Below are 17632 nucleotides of genomic sequence, written 5' to 3' on the forward strand. Positions count from 1 at the left end.
TCACGCCCCCAGCGCCTGATAGGTGCGGCGGACGAACCGGGGCTGTGCGGCCTGCAGCTTGGCCAGCGACGTGTTGCCCGCCACGGCGGCAGCCGCCGCGTCCGAGCTCAGATCCGGCAGATTCTGGATGAGGTAGAGGATGATCAGGTCGGCCGAGGGATCCGCCTGCCACCACGTGCCGTACGCGCCCGGCCAGCTGAACGTCCCGAGCCCGCCCGGCCCGTACAACTGCCGGGACTGCGCGGCGTCGGTCACCACCGAGAGGTTCAAACCGAAACCCCGGCCCCGCCAGAACGGCATCCCCAGGAACGGGAACGTCTTCTGCTCGGCGGTCAGCCGATCGGTGCGCATCGCCCGCACGGAATCCTGCGACAGCACCCGGACGCCGTCCACGGTGCCACCGCCGAGCAGCATGCGGGCGAAGGTCAGGTAGTCGTCGGCGGTCGACCACAGCCCCGCCCCGCCGGTGCAGAACGCCGGCAGCGTCACCGGCGCGGGGCCCATGACGTCGTCGCGCAGTGTGCCGTCGTCGTCGAGCTGGTACATCGTCGCCGCGCGCCGGCGACCCTGGTGGGTCACCGCGAAACCGGTGTCGGACATGCCCATCGGTTCGAGGATGCGTTCGGCCAGCACCTGCGCCAGCGGCTTGCCCTCGATGCGGGACAGCGCGATGCCCAGCACGTCGGTCGACTGACTGTAGGTCAGGCGTTCGCCCGGCTGGTGGGCCAGTGGCAGCTGCGCCAGCTCGGCCAGCCAGCGATCCTGGTCCTGGCGGAACATCAACCGGCCGTACGCCCGGCTCAGCGGTGGACCCACCGAGAACGCGTACGCCAGGCCGCTTCGGTGGGTCATCAAGTCGTCGAACGTGATTGGCCTGCGCAGGGGCACCGTCGCCTCCAGCGGGCCAGACGGGCTGGCCAGCACCCGGACGTCGGCCAATTCCGGCAGCCAGTGTGAGACGGGGTCGGTCAAGGCGAACATGCGCTGCTCGACCATCGACATCGCCGCCGCCACCGTCACCGGCTTGCTCATCGAGGCGATGCGGAAGATGGTGTCGCGCTGCATGGGTAGACCGGCGTGCACGTCGCGGTGGCCGAGTTCGTTGACCTGCAGGACCTCGCCCGCCTGCCACACCAGCGTCACGGCACCGGCGAGCAGGCCCGCGTCGATCGCCTCGAGGATGGACGCCTGGTTGCCGTCGAGATTCACCTGGTCAGCTTAGTCAGAGTTGGTCGGTGCGGGCCGGACCCCTAACGGGTGTTAAGCTGCCGGGCGAAGTTCGACGTCCTTTAACGATCCGTCCCGAGAGGCGGAGAAGGAGGTCCAGGTCATCTTGGCTGCCCCCAGCCCCGACCGGGAATTGATGTCCGCCGCAGACGTGAGCCGGACCATCTCCCGCATGGCTCATCAGATCATCGAGAAGACCGCGCTCGACGGCGCCGACGCGCCCCACGTGGTTCTGCTGGGCATTCCGACGCGCGGCGTCACACTGGCGGACCGCCTGGCCGCGAAGATTCACGAATTCTCCGGTGTCACCGTCCCGCGCGGCGCCCTCGACATCACGCTCTACCGCGACGATCTGGCGGGCAAACCGCCGCGTCCCATCGGGGCCACTTCGATCCCCGCGCGCGGCGTCGACGGTGCCCTGGTGATCCTGGTCGACGACGTGCTCTACACCGGGCGTTCCGTGCGTGCCGCACTGGATGCGCTGCGCGACATCGGACGGCCACGCGCGGTCCAACTCGCGGTGCTGGTCGACCGGGGCCACCGCGAGCTCCCACTGCGCGCGGACTACGCGGGCAAGAACGTGCCGACCTCCCGCAGCGAGAACGTCAAGGTGCGGCTCGCGGAGGACGACGGCGGCATCGACGGGGTGTCCATCGCCCCCTACGGAGGTCCGAAGCGATGACCAGGCACCTGCTGTCGGTGGCCGATCTGTCGCGTGACGAGGCGACCGCGATCCTCGACGACGCCGACCGGTTCAGCCAGGCGCTGCTGGGCAGGGAGGTCAAGAAGCTGCCCACCCTGCGTGGCCGCACGGTGATCACCATGTTCTACGAGAACTCGACGCGCACCAGGGTGTCGTTCGAGGTGGCCGGCAAGTGGATGAGCGCCGACGTGATCAACGTCAGCTCGTCGGGATCGTCGGTGGCCAAGGGGGAGTCCCTGCGCGACACCGCTCTGACGCTGCGCGCCACCGGAGCCGACGCCCTGATCATCCGACATCCGGCTTCCGGTGCAGCCCAACAACTCTCGGAGTGGACGGCCGAACCCAACGACGGTGGGCCGAGCGTGATCAACGCGGGTGACGGCACGCACGAACATCCCACGCAGGCGCTGCTCGACGCCCTGACCATCCGGCAGCGGCTTGGGTCCATCGAGGGCAAGCGCGTGGTGATCGTGGGTGACGTGCTGCACAGCCGCGTCGCGCGCTCCAACGTGCTGCTGCTGGCCACCCTCGGCGCGGAGGTGGTCCTCGTCGCACCGCCCACCCTGCTGCCGACCGGGGTGGCGGGCTGGCCGGTCACGGTTTCCCACGACCTCGACGCCGAGCTGCCCGGCGCCGACGCGGTGTTGATGCTGCGCGTGCAGGCCGAGCGGATGAACGGCGGATTCTTCCCGTCGGCGCGCGAGTACTCGGTGCTCTACGGGCTGTCCGACAAGCGGTCGGCCACCCTCTCGCCGCATGCGGTGGTCCTGCACCCCGGTCCGATGCTGCGCGGCATGGAGATCGCCTCGTCGGTCGCCGACTCGTCTCGATCGGCGGTGCTGCAACAGGTTTCCAATGGTGTTCACGTCAGGATGGCGGTGCTGTTCCATCTTCTCGTGGGGTCGGGCTCGGAGGTGACGGCATGAGCGTGGTGATCCGGGGTGTACGCCTCTACGGCGAGGGTGACGCGGTCGACGTGCTGGTCGACGACGCTCAGATCGCCGCGATCGGATCCGATCTCGAGGTCCCCGAGGACGCCGACGTCGTCGATGCCCGCGGCCAGATCTTGCTGCCCGGCTTCGTCGACCTGCATACCCATCTGCGCGAGCCAGGGCGCGAATACGCCGAGGACATCGAAACGGGCTCGGCCGCTGCCGCTCTCGGCGGTTACACGGCTGTGTTCGCGATGGCCAACACCAACCCGGTCGCCGACGGTCCCGTCGTCACCGACCACGTCTGGCATCGCGGTCAGCAGGTCGGACTGGTCGACGTGCATCCGGTCGGCGCCGTGACCGTGGGCCTCAAGGGCACCCAGCTCACCGAGATGGGGCTCATGGCCGCCGGGGTGGGCCAGGTGCGGATGTTCTCCGACGACGGCTCGTGCGTGCACGATCCGTTGGTGATGCGCCGGGCGCTGGAATACGCCAGCGGCATCGGGGTGCTCATCGCCCAGCACGCCGAGGAGCCGCGGCTGACGGTCGACGCCGTCGCTCACGAGGGCCCCAACGCCGCCCGGCTCGGCCTGGCCGGCTGGCCCCGGTCGGCGGAGGAGTCGATCGTTGCCCGCGACGCGATCCTGGCCCGTGACGCCGGAGCACGGGTGCACATCTGCCACGCCTCCACTTCCGGCACCGTCGAGTTGCTCAGATGGGCCAAGGGGCAAGGCATTTCGATCACCGCCGAGGTGACGCCACACCACCTGCTGCTCGACGACACCCGGCTGGACGGCTACGACGGCCGTAACCGCGTCAACCCGCCGCTGCGCGAAGCCGATGACGTGCTGGCCCTGCGCCAGGCCCTCGCCGATGGTGTCATCGACTGCGTCGCGACCGATCACGCGCCCCACGCAGAGCACGAGAAGATGTGCGAGTTCGCCACGGCCCGACCGGGCATGCTCGGATTGCAGACGGCGCTTTCGGTCGTCGTCGAGACCATGGTGCGCCCCGGTGCGCTGACGTGGCGCGACGTGGCACGAGTGATGAGCGAGGCACCGGCCCGGATCGTCGGCCTCCCCGACCAGGGCAGGCCACTGGAGGTGGGGGAGCCGGCCAACCTGACGGTCGTCGACCCCGACGCCACCTGGACGGTCAGCGGCGCCGACCTCGCCAGCCGGTCGGACAACACCCCGTTCGAGGCAATGACCCTGCCCGCCGTGGTGACGCTGACGTTGTTGCGCGGCAAGATCACCGCCAGGGGAGGCAAGAGTCCGGCATGAACACCCCCACGCTGATCGCGTTGCTGATCATCGCGGCGCTGCTGGCCCTGCTGATCGCATTCTTCATCCGGCAGATGCTGCGTGGTTGGGTGCACCGGGCCCAGCGGCAAGTCGAGATGATCGGTGCGCTGCCGCCCCTGCCCGACACCGTCGGCCCGGCCATCGTGCCGGCCACCAAGGGGCTCTACGTCGGCAGCACCATCGCTCCGAGCTGGCAGAACCGCATCGCCGTCGGAGACCTCGGCTTCCGCAGCAAGGCGGTGCTGACGCGCTATCCCGAGGGAATCATGTTGCAGCGCAACGGTGCCCGCCCGATCTGGATCCCCGACGAGTCGATCACCGCGATTCGAACCGAGCGTGGCATCGCGGGCAAGGCACTGACGCACGAGGGCATCCTGGCCATCCGCTGGAGGCTGCCGTCGGGCACCGAGATCGACACCGGGTTCCGCGGCGATGACCGTCGCGAACTGGCCAAATGGATGGAGGAGGCCGCATGAGTGAGCAGCGAAGCGGAGCGCGCGTCGGCGGCACCGGCTCGAAGGCCGTACTGGTCCTCGACGACGGACGGGTTTACACCGGCACCGCGTTCGGCGCGGTCGGGCAGACGCTCGGTGAGGCCGTGTTCTCGACCGGCATGTCCGGCTACCAGGAGACGCTGACCGACCCCAGCTACCACGGTCAGATCGTCGTGGCCACGGCGCCGCAGATCGGCAACACCGGCTGGAACGGTGAGGACGGCGAGAGCCGCAACGACGAGATCTGGGTGGCCGGATACGCCGTGCGCGATCCCTCGCCGCGCGCCTCGAACTGGCGCGCCACCGGAACCCTGGACGACGAGCTGGTCCGGCAGGGCATCGTCGGGATCGCGGGCATCGACACGCGCGCCGTGGTCCGGCACCTCCGCACGGCGGGATCGATGAAGGCGGGGATCTTCTCCGGAGACGCCCTGGCCGACCCCGACGAGCTGCTGTCCCGAGTGCGTTCGCAACCGTCGATGCTCGGTGCCGACCTGGCCGGCGAGGTCAGCACCGATTCCAGCTACGTCGTGGAAGCCGATGGCGCACATCGCTTCACGGTGGCTGCCCTGGACCTCGGCATCAAGACCAACACCCCGCGCAACTTCGCCAAGCGGGGGATCCGCAGTCACGTGCTGCCGTCGAGCACCACGTTCGCGGAGCTGGCCGAGCTGAAGCCCGACGGGGTGTTCCTGTCCAACGGTCCCGGTGACCCGGCCACCGCAGACCACGTGGTCGAGGTGACGCGGGAGGTGCTCGCTGCCGGCATTCCACTGCTCGGCATCTGCTTCGGCAACCAGATCTTGGGCCGCGCCCTTGGCCGGTCCACCTACAAGATGACCTTCGGTCACCGCGGCATCAACGTGCCAGTCATCGACCACACCACCGGCCGGGTGGCGATCACCGCGCAGAACCACGGCTTCGCCCTGGAAGGTGAGGCCGGCGAGGAGTTCGACACCCAGTTCGGTCGCGCCATCGTCAGCCACACCTGCGCGAACGACGGAGTGGTGGAGGGCATCAAACTCCTTGACGGAAGGGCATTCTCGGTGCAGTACCACCCCGAGTCGGCGGCGGGACCGCACGACGCCGAATACCTGTTCGACCAGTTCGTCGACTTGATGGCAGGCGAGAAGTGAGCCTGGTGGCGAACGTGCGTGGAGTGCCAAGGATGACCGGCGTGTCGGGTAGCGACACGCACGCTCGCGGAGAGTCGGGGGAGAGCTGATGCCACGTCGCGAAGACCTCAAGCACGTGCTGGTGATCGGGTCGGGCCCGATCGTGATCGGTCAGGCGTGCGAGTTCGACTACTCGGGCACGCAGGCCTGTCGGGTGCTGCGCGCCGAGGGGTTGGAGGTCAGCCTGGTCAACTCGAATCCGGCCACGATCATGACCGACCCCGAGTACGCCGACAACACCTACGTCGAGCCGATCACCGCGGAGTTCGTCGAGAAGGTGATCATCCAGCAGGCCCAGCGCGGCAACAAGATCGACGCGCTGCTGGCCACCCTCGGCGGGCAGACCGCGCTCAACACGGCGGTCGCGCTCTACGAGAACGGCGCACTGGAACGCCACGGAGTCGAGATGATCGGCGCGGACTTCGAAGCCATCCAGCGGGGCGAGGATCGGCAGAAGTTCAAGGACATCGTCGCCAAGGTCGGTGGCGAGTCGGCACGCTCGCGGGTCTGTTACACCATGGACGAGGTGCGCGAGACCGTCGCCGAACTCGGGCTCCCGGTCGTGGTCCGGCCGTCGTTCACCATGGGCGGCCTGGGATCCGGCATGGCGCACAGCGTCGAGGACGTCGACCGGATGGCCGGTGACGGGCTCGCCGCGTCACCGACGGCCAACGTGCTGATCGAGGAATCCATCTACGGCTGGAAGGAATTCGAGCTCGAGCTGATGCGCGACCATCGCGACAACGTGGTGGTGGTGTGCTCGATCGAGAACTTCGACCCGATGGGCGTGCACACCGGCGACTCGGTCACGGTGGCACCGGCGATGACCCTGACCGACCGCGAATATCAGCGGATGCGCGATCTGGGCATCGCGATCCTGCGCGAGGTCGGCGTGGATACCGGCGGTTGCAACATCCAGTTCGCGATCAATCCCACCGACGGCCGGCTCATCGTCATCGAGATGAACCCGCGGGTGTCGCGCTCGAGTGCCCTGGCGTCGAAGGCCACCGGCTTCCCGATCGCCAAGATCGCCGCCAAGCTCGCGATCGGCTACACCCTCGACGAGATCGTCAACGACATCACGAAGGAGACGCCAGCCTGCTTCGAGCCGACGCTGGACTACGTCGTGGTCAAGGCGCCCCGGTTCGCCTTCGAGAAGTTCCCCGGCGCCGATCCCACGCTGACGACGACGATGAAGTCGGTGGGTGAGGCGATGTCGTTGGGCCGCAACTTCATCGAGGCGCTGGGCAAGGTGATGCGGTCGCTGGAGACCCCCGGCCGGGGTGGCTTCTGGACCGGTGACGATCCCGAGCTCTCGGTCGACGAACTGCTCGAGCGCCTGCGGACGCCGAAGGACGGGCGGATGTACGACATCGAGCAGGCCCTGCGCCAGGGTGCCACGGTCGAGCAGGTGGCGGAGGCCTCCGGCGTCGACCCGTGGTTCGTCGACCAGATCGGCGGCCTGGTGACGCTGTGGGCCGAGCTGCGCGGCGCGCCGGTGCTCGACGAGCAGCTGCTGCGCACCGCCAAGCACAGCGGCCTGTCCGATCGCCAGATCGCGGCGCTGCGACCGGAGCTGGCTGGCGAGGACGGTGTCCGGGCGCTGCGTCGGCGGCTGGGCATCCACCCCGTCTACAAGACCGTGGACACCTGCGCCGCCGAGTTCGAGGCCAAGACCCCGTACCACTACAGCAGCTACGAATCCGATCCCGCGGCCGAGACCGAGGTGGCGCCGCAGACCGAGAAGCCGAAGGTGCTCATCCTGGGTTCCGGGCCCAACCGGATCGGTCAGGGCATCGAATTCGACTACAGCTGCGTGCACGCCGCGACCACGCTGAGCGAGGTCGGCTTCGAGACGGTGATGGTCAACTGCAACCCGGAGACGGTGTCTACCGACTACGACACCGCCGACCGGCTGTACTTCGAGCCGCTGACGTTCGAGGACGTGCTCGAGGTCTACTACGCCGAATCAGCCTCCGGGGCAGGCGGTCCCGGCGTCGTCGGGGTGATCGTCCAGCTCGGCGGGCAGACCCCGCTCGGCCTGGCGCAGCGCCTTGCCGACGCCGGCGTGCCGATCGTCGGCACCAGCCCCAAGGCGATCGACCTCGCCGAGGATCGCGGTGAATTCGGTGAGGTGCTAAAGAACGCCGGCCTGCCGGCGCCGCGGTTCGGCATGGCCACCAGCTTCGAGCAGGCCCGTCGCATCGCCGCCGACATCGGCTATCCGGTGCTGGTGCGTCCGTCCTACGTGCTCGGCGGGCGCGGCATGGAGATCGTCTACGACGACGAGACGTTGCGCGGGTACATCACCCGCGCGACCCAGCTCTCCCCGGAGCATCCGGTGCTGGTCGACCGGTTCCTCGAGGACGCCATCGAGATCGACGTCGACGCGCTGTGCGACGGTGCCGAGGTCTACATCGGCGGCGTGATGGAACACATCGAGGAGGCCGGCATCCACTCCGGTGACTCGGCCTGCGCGCTGCCCCCGGTGACGCTGGGCCGCCAGGACATCGCCGCGGTGCGCCACGCCACCGAGGCGATCGCACACGGCATCGGCGTGGTCGGCCTGCTCAACGTGCAGTACGCATTGAAGGACGACGTGCTCTACGTGCTGGAGGCCAACCCGCGGGCCAGCCGCACGGTCCCGTTCGTCTCCAAGGCCACCGCCGTACCGCTGGCCAAGGCGTGCGCGCGGATCATGCTGGGCGCCTCGATCGCCCAGCTGCGGGAGGAGGGCATCCTGGCCGCCTTCGGTGACGGCGCCAGCGTCTCGCCGAACGCACCCATCGCGGTCAAGGAGGCCGTGCTGCCGTTCAACCGGTTCCGCAAGACCGATGGCTCGCAGGTGGATTCGCTGCTCGGCCCCGAGATGAAGTCGACGGGCGAGGTGATGGGCATCGACCGCGACTTCGGCACGGCGTTCGCCAAGAGCCAGACCGCGGCCTATGGATCGCTGCCGGCCGAGGGCACGGTGTTCGTCTCGGTGGCCAACCGCGACAAGCGCTCGCTGGTGTTTCCCGTCAAGCGCCTCGCCGATCTCGGGTTCCGCGTGCTCGCCACCGAGGGCACCGCGGAGATGTTGCGCCGCAACGGCATTCCCTGCGACACGGTGCGAAAGCACTTCGAGGAGCCCAGCCCCGACCGGCCGGCGATGTCGGCGGTGGAGGCGATCCGCGCCGGCGACGTGGACATGGTGATCAACACGCCATACGGCAACTCCGGTCCGCGGATCGACGGGTACGAGATCCGCTCGGCGGCCGTCGCGATGAACATCCCCTGCGTGACGACCGTGCAGGGCGCGTCGGCGGCCGTGCAGGGCATCGAGGCGGGCATCCGCGGGGACATCGGGGTGATGTCGCTGCAGGAACTGCACAGCCGGCTGGGTGAGGGCGCGGCGACGTGACGGGCTTCGGCGCGCGGCTCGCCGCCGCCGTGGGCATGCGCGGGCCGCTGTGCCTCGGCATCGACCCCCATCCCGAGTTGATGCGGGCCTGGGGGTTGCCGGTCGACGTCGACGGACTGACGGCCTTCTGCGACGTCTGCATCGAGGCATTCACGGGGTTCGCGATCGTCAAGCCGCAGGTGGCGTTCTTCGAGAGTTACGGCGCCGCTGGATACTCCGTACTCGAGACGGCGATCGCCGAACTGCGTGACGCCGGTGTGCTGGTGGTCGCCGACGCCAAGCGCGGTGACATCGGCACGACCATGGCGGCCTATGCCACGGCGTGGCTGGGGCAGTCGCCACTGAGCTGCGATGCGGTCACCGCCTCGCCATACCTGGGCTTCGAATCGCTGCGTCCGCTGCTCGACACCGCCGCCGAGAATGGCCGCGGCGTGTTCGTGCTGGCCGCGACGTCCAACCCGGAGGGTGCAACGGTCCAGCGGGCGGTTGCCGGTGGCTCGACGGTGGCTCAGTCGGTCGTCGACGCCGTCGGGTCGGAGAATCGTGGCAGCGCGGCGGGCTCGGTTGGGGTGGTGGTTGGTGCCACCCTGACCGAGGTGCCCGATCTCGGCGCGCTGGGTGGACCCGTGCTGGTGCCGGGGGTCGGCGCGCAGGGCGGCCGCCCCGAGGCGTTGCGGGGGCTCGGGGGAGCCGTGCCGGGAACGCTGCTGCCCGCGGTGTCACGGGAAGTGCTACGGGCGGGTCCGGACGTTGCCGAGGTTCGGGCGGCGGCCGAACGCATGCGCGACGCGGTGGCGTACCTGGCTGGTTAGTCGATCCAGACGAGCGGCGGGCCACCAAGATCGGTGACCCGCCGCGTCGAGTTGGCCCGACCTACAGCGGAATCCAGACGGGACCGAACCAGAAGCCCCAGCCCTGTCCGTTGCCCGCGGGTAGCGGGGTGACCTGCTGGCCGTTCCAGTTGAACGGCTGGTGATCCTGGCGACCCTGGTCGACGCCGCGGTTCTGCCAATCCATCGGGGCGGGGTTGCCGGGTCCGTTGTTGCCGGGTCCGTTGCGGCCGGGGCCGTCGTCGTGCTGGTTCTGTCCGCACTGTGGCTGGTTGGGTGCGTTGCACGGCTGGCCAGGATCAGCCGATGCCGTGCCAAGGCCGGCGCCGAACAAGCCGGCGAGTCCGACTCCGGCGGCCAGCGTCGATGCGTAAAGGGCTCGCTTGATGCTCATCGGGGGTATCTCCACTCAATTGTCTTCGCGTGGCGCGAATTCGCCTCGCGGACCCGACGCTATGAGGCAGACCTAGGTCTGCTCGATGCCCAGCGTTGGCGCCAACTGTGCGTTCGACAACGGAACGGTGTCCGTTCGCTTTCGGTGCAGTCACGCGCGTCGGACGCGAGGCGGGGAGCACCGGGTCGAGCCCCGACAGTGCGCGCCCGGTGGTCCGTGGGGCGGTCGAGGCGATTGCCGCGGGTGCGTGGCGTCCGTGACGGATGCAACGGGAGTGTCTGGCGTGCCAGGAAGGCCGTGCTGCGCGCGTCGCCGACACGCCCGACACGCCATGACCAGCGAAATTCTCATCAAATGCGTGGTCTGGGATCGCGACTCCCCGGCTCGACCCGCGACCCCACCGGCTCGACGACGGTTGCAAACCCGCCAAAACCACCGCTAAGCAGGCACGACGCCGAAATGTCCGGCCGTCGACCGCGACGGGCCCGACAGGCGCCGTTTTGCGCTGGATTGCCCTACACGCTGCGCTTTTGACCCCTCAACTCGGGGGGTGGGGTTAGCTTTCGTCAGCGGCCGTGGGTACGGTCGTCGTCGCTGGCTGGTTCCCCAACCAGTCGAGACAAAAGTAATGATGGCCAGTACGAAGATGGCGAGAGACGGAGGAACCCGTGGCCCTTCCCCAGTTGACCGACGAACAGCGCGCGGCAGCGTTGGAGAAGGCTGCTGCCGCACGTCGAGCGCGAGCCGAACTGAAGGATCGACTCAAGCGCGGCGGCACCAACCTCAAGCAGGTCCTCAAGGACGCTGAGAGCGACGAGGTCTTGGGCAAGATGAAGGTTTCCGCGTTGCTGGAGGCGTTGCCGAAGGTTGGCAAGGTCAAGGCGCAGGAAATCATGACCGAGCTCGAGATCGCCCCGACGCGCCGCCTGCGCGGTCTGGGTGATCGTCAGCGCAAGGCCCTGTTGGAAAAGTTCGACTTCACGGCAGATTAGTGCCGACGGGGGATCGGACGGCGGAAGCGATGAGTCGAATTGTCGTGCTGTCCGGTCCCTCGGCCGTCGGCAAGTCGACGGTCGTCCGCTGTCTGCGCGATCGGGTTCCGGACCTGCACTTCAGTGTGTCCGCAACCACCAGGGCGCCCCGACCCGGTGAGGTCGACGGCGTCGACTACACGTTCGTCAGCGCCGAGCGGTTCCAGCAGTTGATCGATGACGGCGCTCTGCTCGAGTGGGCCGAGATCCACCGCGGTCTGCACCGCTCCGGCACCCCCGCGGCACCGGTGCGGGCCGCTGCCAGCGCTGGACGGCCCGTCCTCATCGAGGTCGATCTGGCCGGCGCGCGGGCCGTCAAGGCCGCCATGCCCGAGGCCGTCACCGTGTTCCTCGCTCCGCCGAGCTGGGAGGCACTGGAGGCCCGTCTGGTGGGCCGCGGTACCGAGAGCCCCGAGGTGCGGGCCCGCCGACTGGCCACCGCACGGGACGAATTGGCCGCCCAGGACGACTTCGACGTCGTCGTCGTAAACGGGCAATTGGAACTTGCCTGTTCAGAATTGGTATCCTTGCTGATGGGCACTACGCCGCATCCGGCGTGAACCGACTAATCAGTTAGCTAGCCCGCAAGCGAAAACGCCAGGAGACAACTTCGTGACCACCCCTGTCGAGAGCACCGACTCCGACGCAGCCAACGCCTACGACACCCCGCTGGGCATCACCAACCCGCCCATCGACGAGTTGCTGTCGCGGGCATCCAGCAAGTACGCGCTGGTGATCTACGCCGCCAAGCGCGCACGTCAGATCAACGACTACTACAACCAGCTCGGTGACGGCATCCTCGAATACGTCGGTCCGCTGGTCGAGCCTGGTCTGCAGGAGAAGCCGCTGTCGATCGCGATGCGCGAGATCCACGGCGACCTCCTCGAGCACACCGAGGGCGAGCACTAACCCCCGGCTTCGACATGAGCGAGCGGAAGCGGATCGTCGTCGGCGTCGCGGGTGGCATCGCCGCCTACAAGGCGTGCTCCGTGGTCCGGCAACTCGCCGAGGCCGGTCACTCGGTCCGCGTCGTCCCCACCGAATCGGCACTCCGGTTCGTGGGTGCGGCGACGTTCGAGGCGCTGTCCGGCCATCCCGTCCGCACCGGTGTCTTCACCGACGTGGACCAGGTACCGCATGTTCGCATCGGCCAGGAGGCCGACTTGGTGGTGGTGGCTCCGGCGACTGCCGACCTGCTCGCCAGGGCGGTGGCCGGGCGCGCCGACGACCTGCTCACCGCAACGCTGCTGACGGCCCGATGTCCCGTGCTGTTCGCGCCCGCGATGCACACCGAGATGTGGTACCACCCGGCCACCGTGGCGAACGTCGAGACCCTCCGGCGGCGCGGGAACGTGGTGCTCGAGCCGGCGTCGGGCCGGCTCACCGGCTCCGACAGCGGCGCGGGCCGGCTGCCCGAGCCCGAGGAGATCACCACGCTGGCGCAGCTGCTGCTCGACCGGGCCGATGCCCTGCCGCACGACCTGACCGGGGTCAAGGTGCTGGTCACCGCCGGTGGGACGCGTGAGCCGCTGGATCCGGTCCGGTTCATCGGCAACCGCAGTTCGGGCAAGCAGGGCTACGCCATGGCCCGCGTCGCCGCTCAACGCGGCGCCGAGGTCACCCTGATCGCGGGCAACACCTCAGGTCTCGTCGACCCGGCGGGCGTCGAGGTCGTGCACATCGGATCGGCCACCCAGCTGCAGGGCGCGGTGTCCAAGCATGCCCCGGACGCCCACGTGCTGGTGATGGCGGCCGCAGTAGCGGACTTCCGGCCCACCCACGTCGCGACCAGCAAGATCAAGAAATCCCACGACCCGGGCGCCGCGGCGGCGCCGCTCATCGAACTCACCCGCACCGACGACGTGCTCGCCGGCGCGGTCCGGGCGCGTGCCGACGGCCAGCTGCCCAACATGCGGGCCATCGTCGGGTTCGCCGCGGAGACCGGTGATGCCAACGGCGACGTCCTCTTCCACGCCCGGTCGAAACTGCAGCGAAAGGGCTGCGATCTGCTGGTGGTCAACGCCGTCGGTGAGGGTCGCGCGTTCGAGGTCGACAACAACGACGGGTGGCTACTGGCCGCCGATGGCACCGAGGTCGCCCTGGAGCACGGTTCGAAGACGCTGATGTCGAGCCGTATCGTGGACGCGATCGTGGCCTTCCTCGGAAACCGTGACACGTGACGGGTTCGGTGACGGCTCGCTGCGCTTAAGTGTTGCGCCCCCGCCGGGCGCACGCTTGGCTGCAGCAGGGCATCTGTATGGTTCGCACAACTAAGTTTTTCTCGAAGGGATTGACACCGTGAGCAAAGGTCGGCTGTTTACCAGTGAGTCGGTAACGGAGGGACACCCCGACAAGATCTGCGACGCGATCAGCGACTCGGTACTCGACGCGCTGCTCGCACAGGACCCGAAGTCACGCGTCGCGGTCGAGACCTTGGTGACCACCGGACAGGTGCACGTCGTCGGCGAGGTCACCACGACGGCCAAGGAAGCATTCGCCGACATCCCGAACACGGTGCGAGAGCGCATCCTCGAGATCGGCTACGACTCGTCCGAGAAGGGATTCGACGGCGAGACCTGCGGTGTGAACATCGGCATTGGCCGTCAGTCGCCCGACATCGCGCAGGGCGTCGACACCGCGCACGAGACGCGTGTCGAGGGCACGGGCGATCCGCTCGACGCCCAGGGCGCCGGTGACCAGGGCCTGATGTTCGGCTACGCCATCAAGGACACCCCGGAGCTGATGCCGCTGCCGATCGCGCTGGCACACCGCCTGGCTCGCCGGCTGACCGAGGTCCGCAAGAGCGGCGTGCTGGACTACCTGCGTCCCGACGGCAAGACCCAGGTCACCGTGCAGTACGACGGCACCACCCCGGTCCGGCTGGACACCGTGGTGCTGTCCACCCAGCACGCCGACGGCATCGACCTGGAATCCGGCCTTACCCCCGACATCCGGGAGAAGGTCGTCAACACCGTCCTGGCCGATCTGAACCACGATTCCTTGGACACCTCCGACTACCGCCTGCTGGTCAACCCGACCGGCAAGTTCGTCCTCGGTGGCCCGATGGGCGACGCGGGACTGACCGGCCGCAAGATCATCGTCGACACCTACGGCGGCTGGGCCCGCCATGGTGGCGGCGCGTTCTCCGGCAAGGATCCGTCGAAGGTCGACCGCTCGGCCGCGTACGCGATGCGCTGGGTGGCCAAGAACGTCGTCGCGGCCGGTCTGGCCGAGCGCGTCGAGGTCCAGGTCGCCTACGCCATCGGCAAGGCGGCCCCGGTCGGACTGTTCGTCGAGACCTTCGGTTCGGAGACCGTCGACCCGGCTCGCATCGAGAAGGCCATCACCTCGGTCTTCGACCTGCGTCCCGGAGCCATCGTCCGTGACCTCGACCTGTTGCGCCCCATCTACGCGCCGACCGCCGCGTACGGCCACTTCGGCCGCACCGACGTCGACCTGCCGTGGGAGCGCACCAACAAGGTCGAAGAGCTCAAGGCCTCGGTGTAGTTCCGCGAGCAGTCCCAAAGGGCCCTGAATCCGTGCGATTCAGGGCCCTTTGCGGCTGTTCGCGCGGGTCGGGCGCGCACGGGGCAACGGATTCCAGCAGGATGGTCCCCATGGACCACGTGACCTTCGTCCCCACCGTCGACCAACTGGCCTACACCTTCGGTGGCGTCGCGCCCGTGATGCGGATCAAGCCTGGGACGGCCCTGACGCTGTGGACCGAGGACGCCTACGGCGGACGCATCACCAGTGCCGCGGACGTCGCCACCACCGCGCTGGACACGGAGGACCTCAACCCCCAGACCGGTCCATTCTGGATCGACGGTGCCGAGCCCGGTGACACGCTGGCGATCCACCTCGCCGACCTGACCCCGGCGCGCACGTGGGGCGCCTCGACGCTGATCCCATTCTTCGGCGGTCTCACCAGCATTCCCGCCAGCCCGACGCTGCAGGACCCACTGCCCGAGCGCACCTATGTCTACGACTACGACGCGGGTACCGAAACGCTCGGGTTCTCCGCCCTGGCGAGTGACTTCCAGGTGCGCCTGCCGGCGAACCCGATGCTTGGCACCGTCGGGGTGGCCCCCGCCCGCCGCGAGGTACGGACTTCGCTGGTGCCCGACTACTTCGGCGGGAACATGGACAGCCCCGAAATGGCTGCTGGCGCAACGTGTTATCTGAGGGTGAACGTCGAGGGCGCGCTGTTCTCCCTCGGCGACGGTCACTATCGGCAGGGTGAGGGGGAGTCGTGCGGCACGGCCGTGGAGGGCGCCATGCACGTCACCGCGATCGTGGACCTGATCAAGGGCGGTGGACCCGCCTGGCCGCGGATCGAGACCGACACCCACCTGATGTGCATCGGGTCGGGACGCCCGCTGGAGGAAGCCTGGCGGGCCGGTCAGGTCGAAATGGTCGGCTGGCTCGGCGAGTTGTACGGACTGGACCGCCTCGACGCCTACCAGCTGCTCAGCCAGATCTCCGAGGTGCCGATCGCCAACGTGGTCGACACCAACTACAGCGCGGTGACGAAAGTGGACAAGCGGCTGCTACCCGGCACTGTGTCCTATGGCGGCATGCACGGTGAGATGCGCAGGGCGGCAACCACACTCGGTTCGATATCGTACTGAAGGGACGCAGATGGAACTGGGATTGACGGGCAAGCGGTTTCTGGTCACCGGGGGTACCCGCGGGATCGGCAGGGCGGTGGTCGACGGCCTGCTCGCCGAGGGGGCGGAGGTGGCCTACTGCGCGCGCACGGTCGAGGAGGCGTCGGGCGTGAGCGGGGCGACCGGAACGGCTGTCGACGTGGGCGACGCCGAGGCGCTGCAGCAGTGGGTGACCGACGCCGCCGCGGCACTTGGTGGCATCGACGGGGTGGTCGCCAACGTCAGCGCACTGGCCATTCCCGCCACCCGGGAGAACTGGCGCACCAGCTTCGAGGTCGATCTGATGGGCACGATCGGGCTGGTGGACGCCGCGCTACCGCACCTGCTGACCTCGGAGGCCGCCTCGATCGTCACCATCTCGAGCGTCTCGGGCCGCGAGATCGACTTCGCCGCCGGACCGTACGGCACGATGAAGGCCGCAATCATCCACTACACCCAGGGGCTGGCCTACGACTTGGCCGGCAAGGGAGTACGGGCCAACACGGTCAGCCCCGGCAACACCTACTTCCCCGGTGGGGTGTGGCCGTCGATCGAGGAGAACGACCCGGAGTTGTTCGCCACCGCGCTCGGCCTCAATCCGACGGGCCGGATGGCCACGCCGCAGGAGGTCGCCAACGCGGTGGTGTTCCTGAGCAGTTCGGCGGCCAGCTTCATCACCGGCACCAACCTGGTGGTCGACGGGGCGTTGACGCGCGGCGTGCAATTCTGACCGAGGGATGGACATCGCCCTCGGTATGGCCAGAAAAGCCGTTTCGCCGCCCTCCTGTCATGCGATCGTGCTCTAAGACGTTCCGGACGGCGACGCCACGGAAGGTCGCGAACGCCGTTGTCTTCCTGAGCAGTTCGGCACCGAACTTCGTCACCGGCACCAACCTGGTGGTCGACGGCGCACCTACCCGCGGCGTGAAATTTTGACCGAGGGATGCGTTGCAATCACTGGGTGCCGGATCTACGCTAACGCCTAAGCGGAACCAATCATCCGTTTGAGGGGATGAATCATGAGCGTTGCCTATCTCGCACAGCCTGAAAAGCAGCAGCAACTCGAGTGGCTCGACGGGGGCACGCTGGCGATCCTGCTCGACGGCAAGGCCACCGACGGTCAACTGATGATCGGCAGGTTCGACGTGAGCGAAGGCGAAGCGCCGCCCTACCATCGCCACACCCACGAGGACGAAGTCTTCATGCTCATCGAGGGCACGGCCTTGGTGTGGGTCGACGACGAGGAGATGGAACTCGCCGAGGGTGGAATCGTGTTCCTGCCCAAGATGATTCCGCATGCCTACCGGATCACGTCGAAACGGGCGGATCTGCTGATGATCAACACGCCAGCCGGCATCGAGGGCATGTTCCGGCACGCGGGCCGCGACAAGTCGACGCCCCGACCCGACGGTTTCGAGATATCGCCCGCGCTGCTGGCCGAGGCCTCCGAGAAGTACGACAGCATCATTGTCGGGCCGCCGCGCTGACCG

General features: G+C 68.4%; 17 protein-coding genes. 15 read left to right on the forward strand and 2 right to left on the reverse strand.

Annotation, left to right across the window (positions count from 1 at the left end):
- Nucleotides 1–1209, reverse strand: coding sequence for a serine hydrolase domain-containing protein (locus SBI80_RS15130; RefSeq protein ID WP_318975593.1), 1209 nt, complete (start codon nt 1207–1209; stop codon nt 1–3).
- A 124-nt stretch (nt 1210–1333) separates the two neighbouring features.
- Here SBI80_RS15130 and pyrR point away from each other — a divergent pair, with 124 nt between their 5' ends.
- From pyrR to pyrF, 7 genes are all read left to right on the forward strand, one after another.
- A complete protein-coding gene (pyrR, locus tag SBI80_RS15135; protein ID WP_318975594.1) occupies nt 1334–1909 on the forward strand; it encodes a bifunctional pyr operon transcriptional regulator/uracil phosphoribosyltransferase PyrR in 576 nt (191 codons plus the stop codon).
- Nucleotides 1906–2856 (forward strand): aspartate carbamoyltransferase catalytic subunit, encoded by a 951-nt coding sequence (locus SBI80_RS15140; RefSeq protein WP_318975595.1) that lies wholly within the window; start codon nt 1906–1908, stop codon nt 2854–2856. Before pyrR ends, SBI80_RS15140 begins: the two co-directional genes overlap by 4 nt.
- Nucleotides 2853–4145, forward strand: coding sequence for a dihydroorotase (locus tag SBI80_RS15145; protein ID WP_318975596.1), 1293 nt, complete (start codon nt 2853–2855; stop codon nt 4143–4145). Before SBI80_RS15140 ends, SBI80_RS15145 begins: the two co-directional genes overlap by 4 nt.
- Nucleotides 4142–4642 carry a PH-like domain-containing protein gene (locus tag SBI80_RS15150; RefSeq protein ID WP_318975597.1) on the forward strand — a complete coding sequence of 167 codons (501 nt, stop codon included), beginning with the start codon at nt 4142–4144 and terminating at the stop codon, nt 4640–4642. Before SBI80_RS15145 ends, SBI80_RS15150 begins: the two co-directional genes overlap by 4 nt.
- Nucleotides 4639–5796: a glutamine-hydrolyzing carbamoyl-phosphate synthase small subunit gene (carA, locus tag SBI80_RS15155; protein ID WP_318975598.1), complete on the forward strand. Its 1158-nt coding sequence runs from the start codon at nt 4639–4641 to the stop codon at nt 5794–5796. Before SBI80_RS15150 ends, carA begins: the two co-directional genes overlap by 4 nt.
- Nucleotides 5797–5884: 88 nt before the next feature.
- On the forward strand, nt 5885–9238 hold the full coding sequence (gene carB, locus SBI80_RS15160) for a carbamoyl-phosphate synthase large subunit (protein WP_318975599.1): 3354 nt from the start codon (nt 5885–5887) through the stop codon (nt 9236–9238).
- Nucleotides 9235–10050, forward strand: a complete 816-nt coding sequence (gene pyrF, locus SBI80_RS15165) for an orotidine-5'-phosphate decarboxylase (protein ID WP_318975600.1) — start codon at nt 9235–9237, stop codon at nt 10048–10050. Before carB ends, pyrF begins: the two co-directional genes overlap by 4 nt.
- Nucleotides 10051–10111: 61 nt before the next feature.
- Here pyrF and SBI80_RS15170 read toward each other — a convergent pair whose 3' ends face one another.
- Nucleotides 10112–10462 (reverse strand): hypothetical protein, encoded by a 351-nt coding sequence (locus tag SBI80_RS15170; protein ID WP_318975601.1) that lies wholly within the window; start codon nt 10460–10462, stop codon nt 10112–10114.
- Nucleotides 10463–11130: 668 nt separating this feature from the next.
- On the opposite strand from SBI80_RS15170, the gene mihF reads away from it, so the two are divergent.
- The 8 genes from mihF to SBI80_RS15210 all read left to right on the forward strand — a co-directional run bounded on the left by mihF (nt 11131) and on the right by SBI80_RS15210 (nt 17629).
- On the forward strand, nt 11131–11454 hold the full coding sequence (mihF, locus tag SBI80_RS15175; RefSeq protein ID WP_057165041.1) for an integration host factor, actinobacterial type: 324 nt from the start codon (nt 11131–11133) through the stop codon (nt 11452–11454).
- A gap of 29 nt (nt 11455–11483) precedes the next feature.
- Nucleotides 11484–12053 carry a guanylate kinase gene (gmk, locus tag SBI80_RS15180; protein ID WP_318975602.1) on the forward strand — a complete coding sequence of 190 codons (570 nt, stop codon included), beginning with the start codon at nt 11484–11486 and terminating at the stop codon, nt 12051–12053.
- A 52-nt stretch (nt 12054–12105) separates the two neighbouring features.
- Nucleotides 12106–12402: a DNA-directed RNA polymerase subunit omega gene (gene rpoZ / locus SBI80_RS15185; RefSeq protein ID WP_149479183.1), complete on the forward strand. Its 297-nt coding sequence runs from the start codon at nt 12106–12108 to the stop codon at nt 12400–12402.
- A 14-nt stretch (nt 12403–12416) separates the two neighbouring features.
- The gene (gene coaBC, locus SBI80_RS15190; protein ID WP_318975603.1) at nt 12417–13673 is read left to right on the forward strand and encodes a bifunctional phosphopantothenoylcysteine decarboxylase/phosphopantothenate--cysteine ligase CoaBC; all 1257 of its coding nucleotides are present in this window, start codon (nt 12417–12419) and stop codon (nt 13671–13673) included.
- Between the two features lie 118 nt (nt 13674–13791).
- The gene (gene metK, locus SBI80_RS15195) at nt 13792–15000 is read left to right on the forward strand and encodes a methionine adenosyltransferase (RefSeq protein WP_318975604.1); all 1209 of its coding nucleotides are present in this window, start codon (nt 13792–13794) and stop codon (nt 14998–15000) included.
- A 110-nt stretch (nt 15001–15110) separates the two neighbouring features.
- Nucleotides 15111–16124, forward strand: coding sequence for an acetamidase/formamidase family protein (locus SBI80_RS15200; RefSeq protein ID WP_318975605.1), 1014 nt, complete (start codon nt 15111–15113; stop codon nt 16122–16124).
- Between the two features lie 10 nt (nt 16125–16134).
- Nucleotides 16135–16872 carry an SDR family NAD(P)-dependent oxidoreductase gene (locus SBI80_RS15205; RefSeq protein WP_318975606.1) on the forward strand — a complete coding sequence of 246 codons (738 nt, stop codon included), beginning with the start codon at nt 16135–16137 and terminating at the stop codon, nt 16870–16872.
- Nucleotides 16873–17161: 289 nt separating this feature from the next.
- Nucleotides 17162–17629 (forward strand): cupin domain-containing protein, encoded by a 468-nt coding sequence (locus SBI80_RS15210; RefSeq protein WP_318975607.1) that lies wholly within the window; start codon nt 17162–17164, stop codon nt 17627–17629.
- Nucleotides 17630–17632: the final 3 nt, after the last annotated feature.

Origin of the sequence: Mycolicibacterium sichuanense (assembly GCF_033741125.1) — a bacterium.
GTDB lineage: Bacteria > Actinomycetota > Actinomycetes > Mycobacteriales > Mycobacteriaceae > Mycobacterium.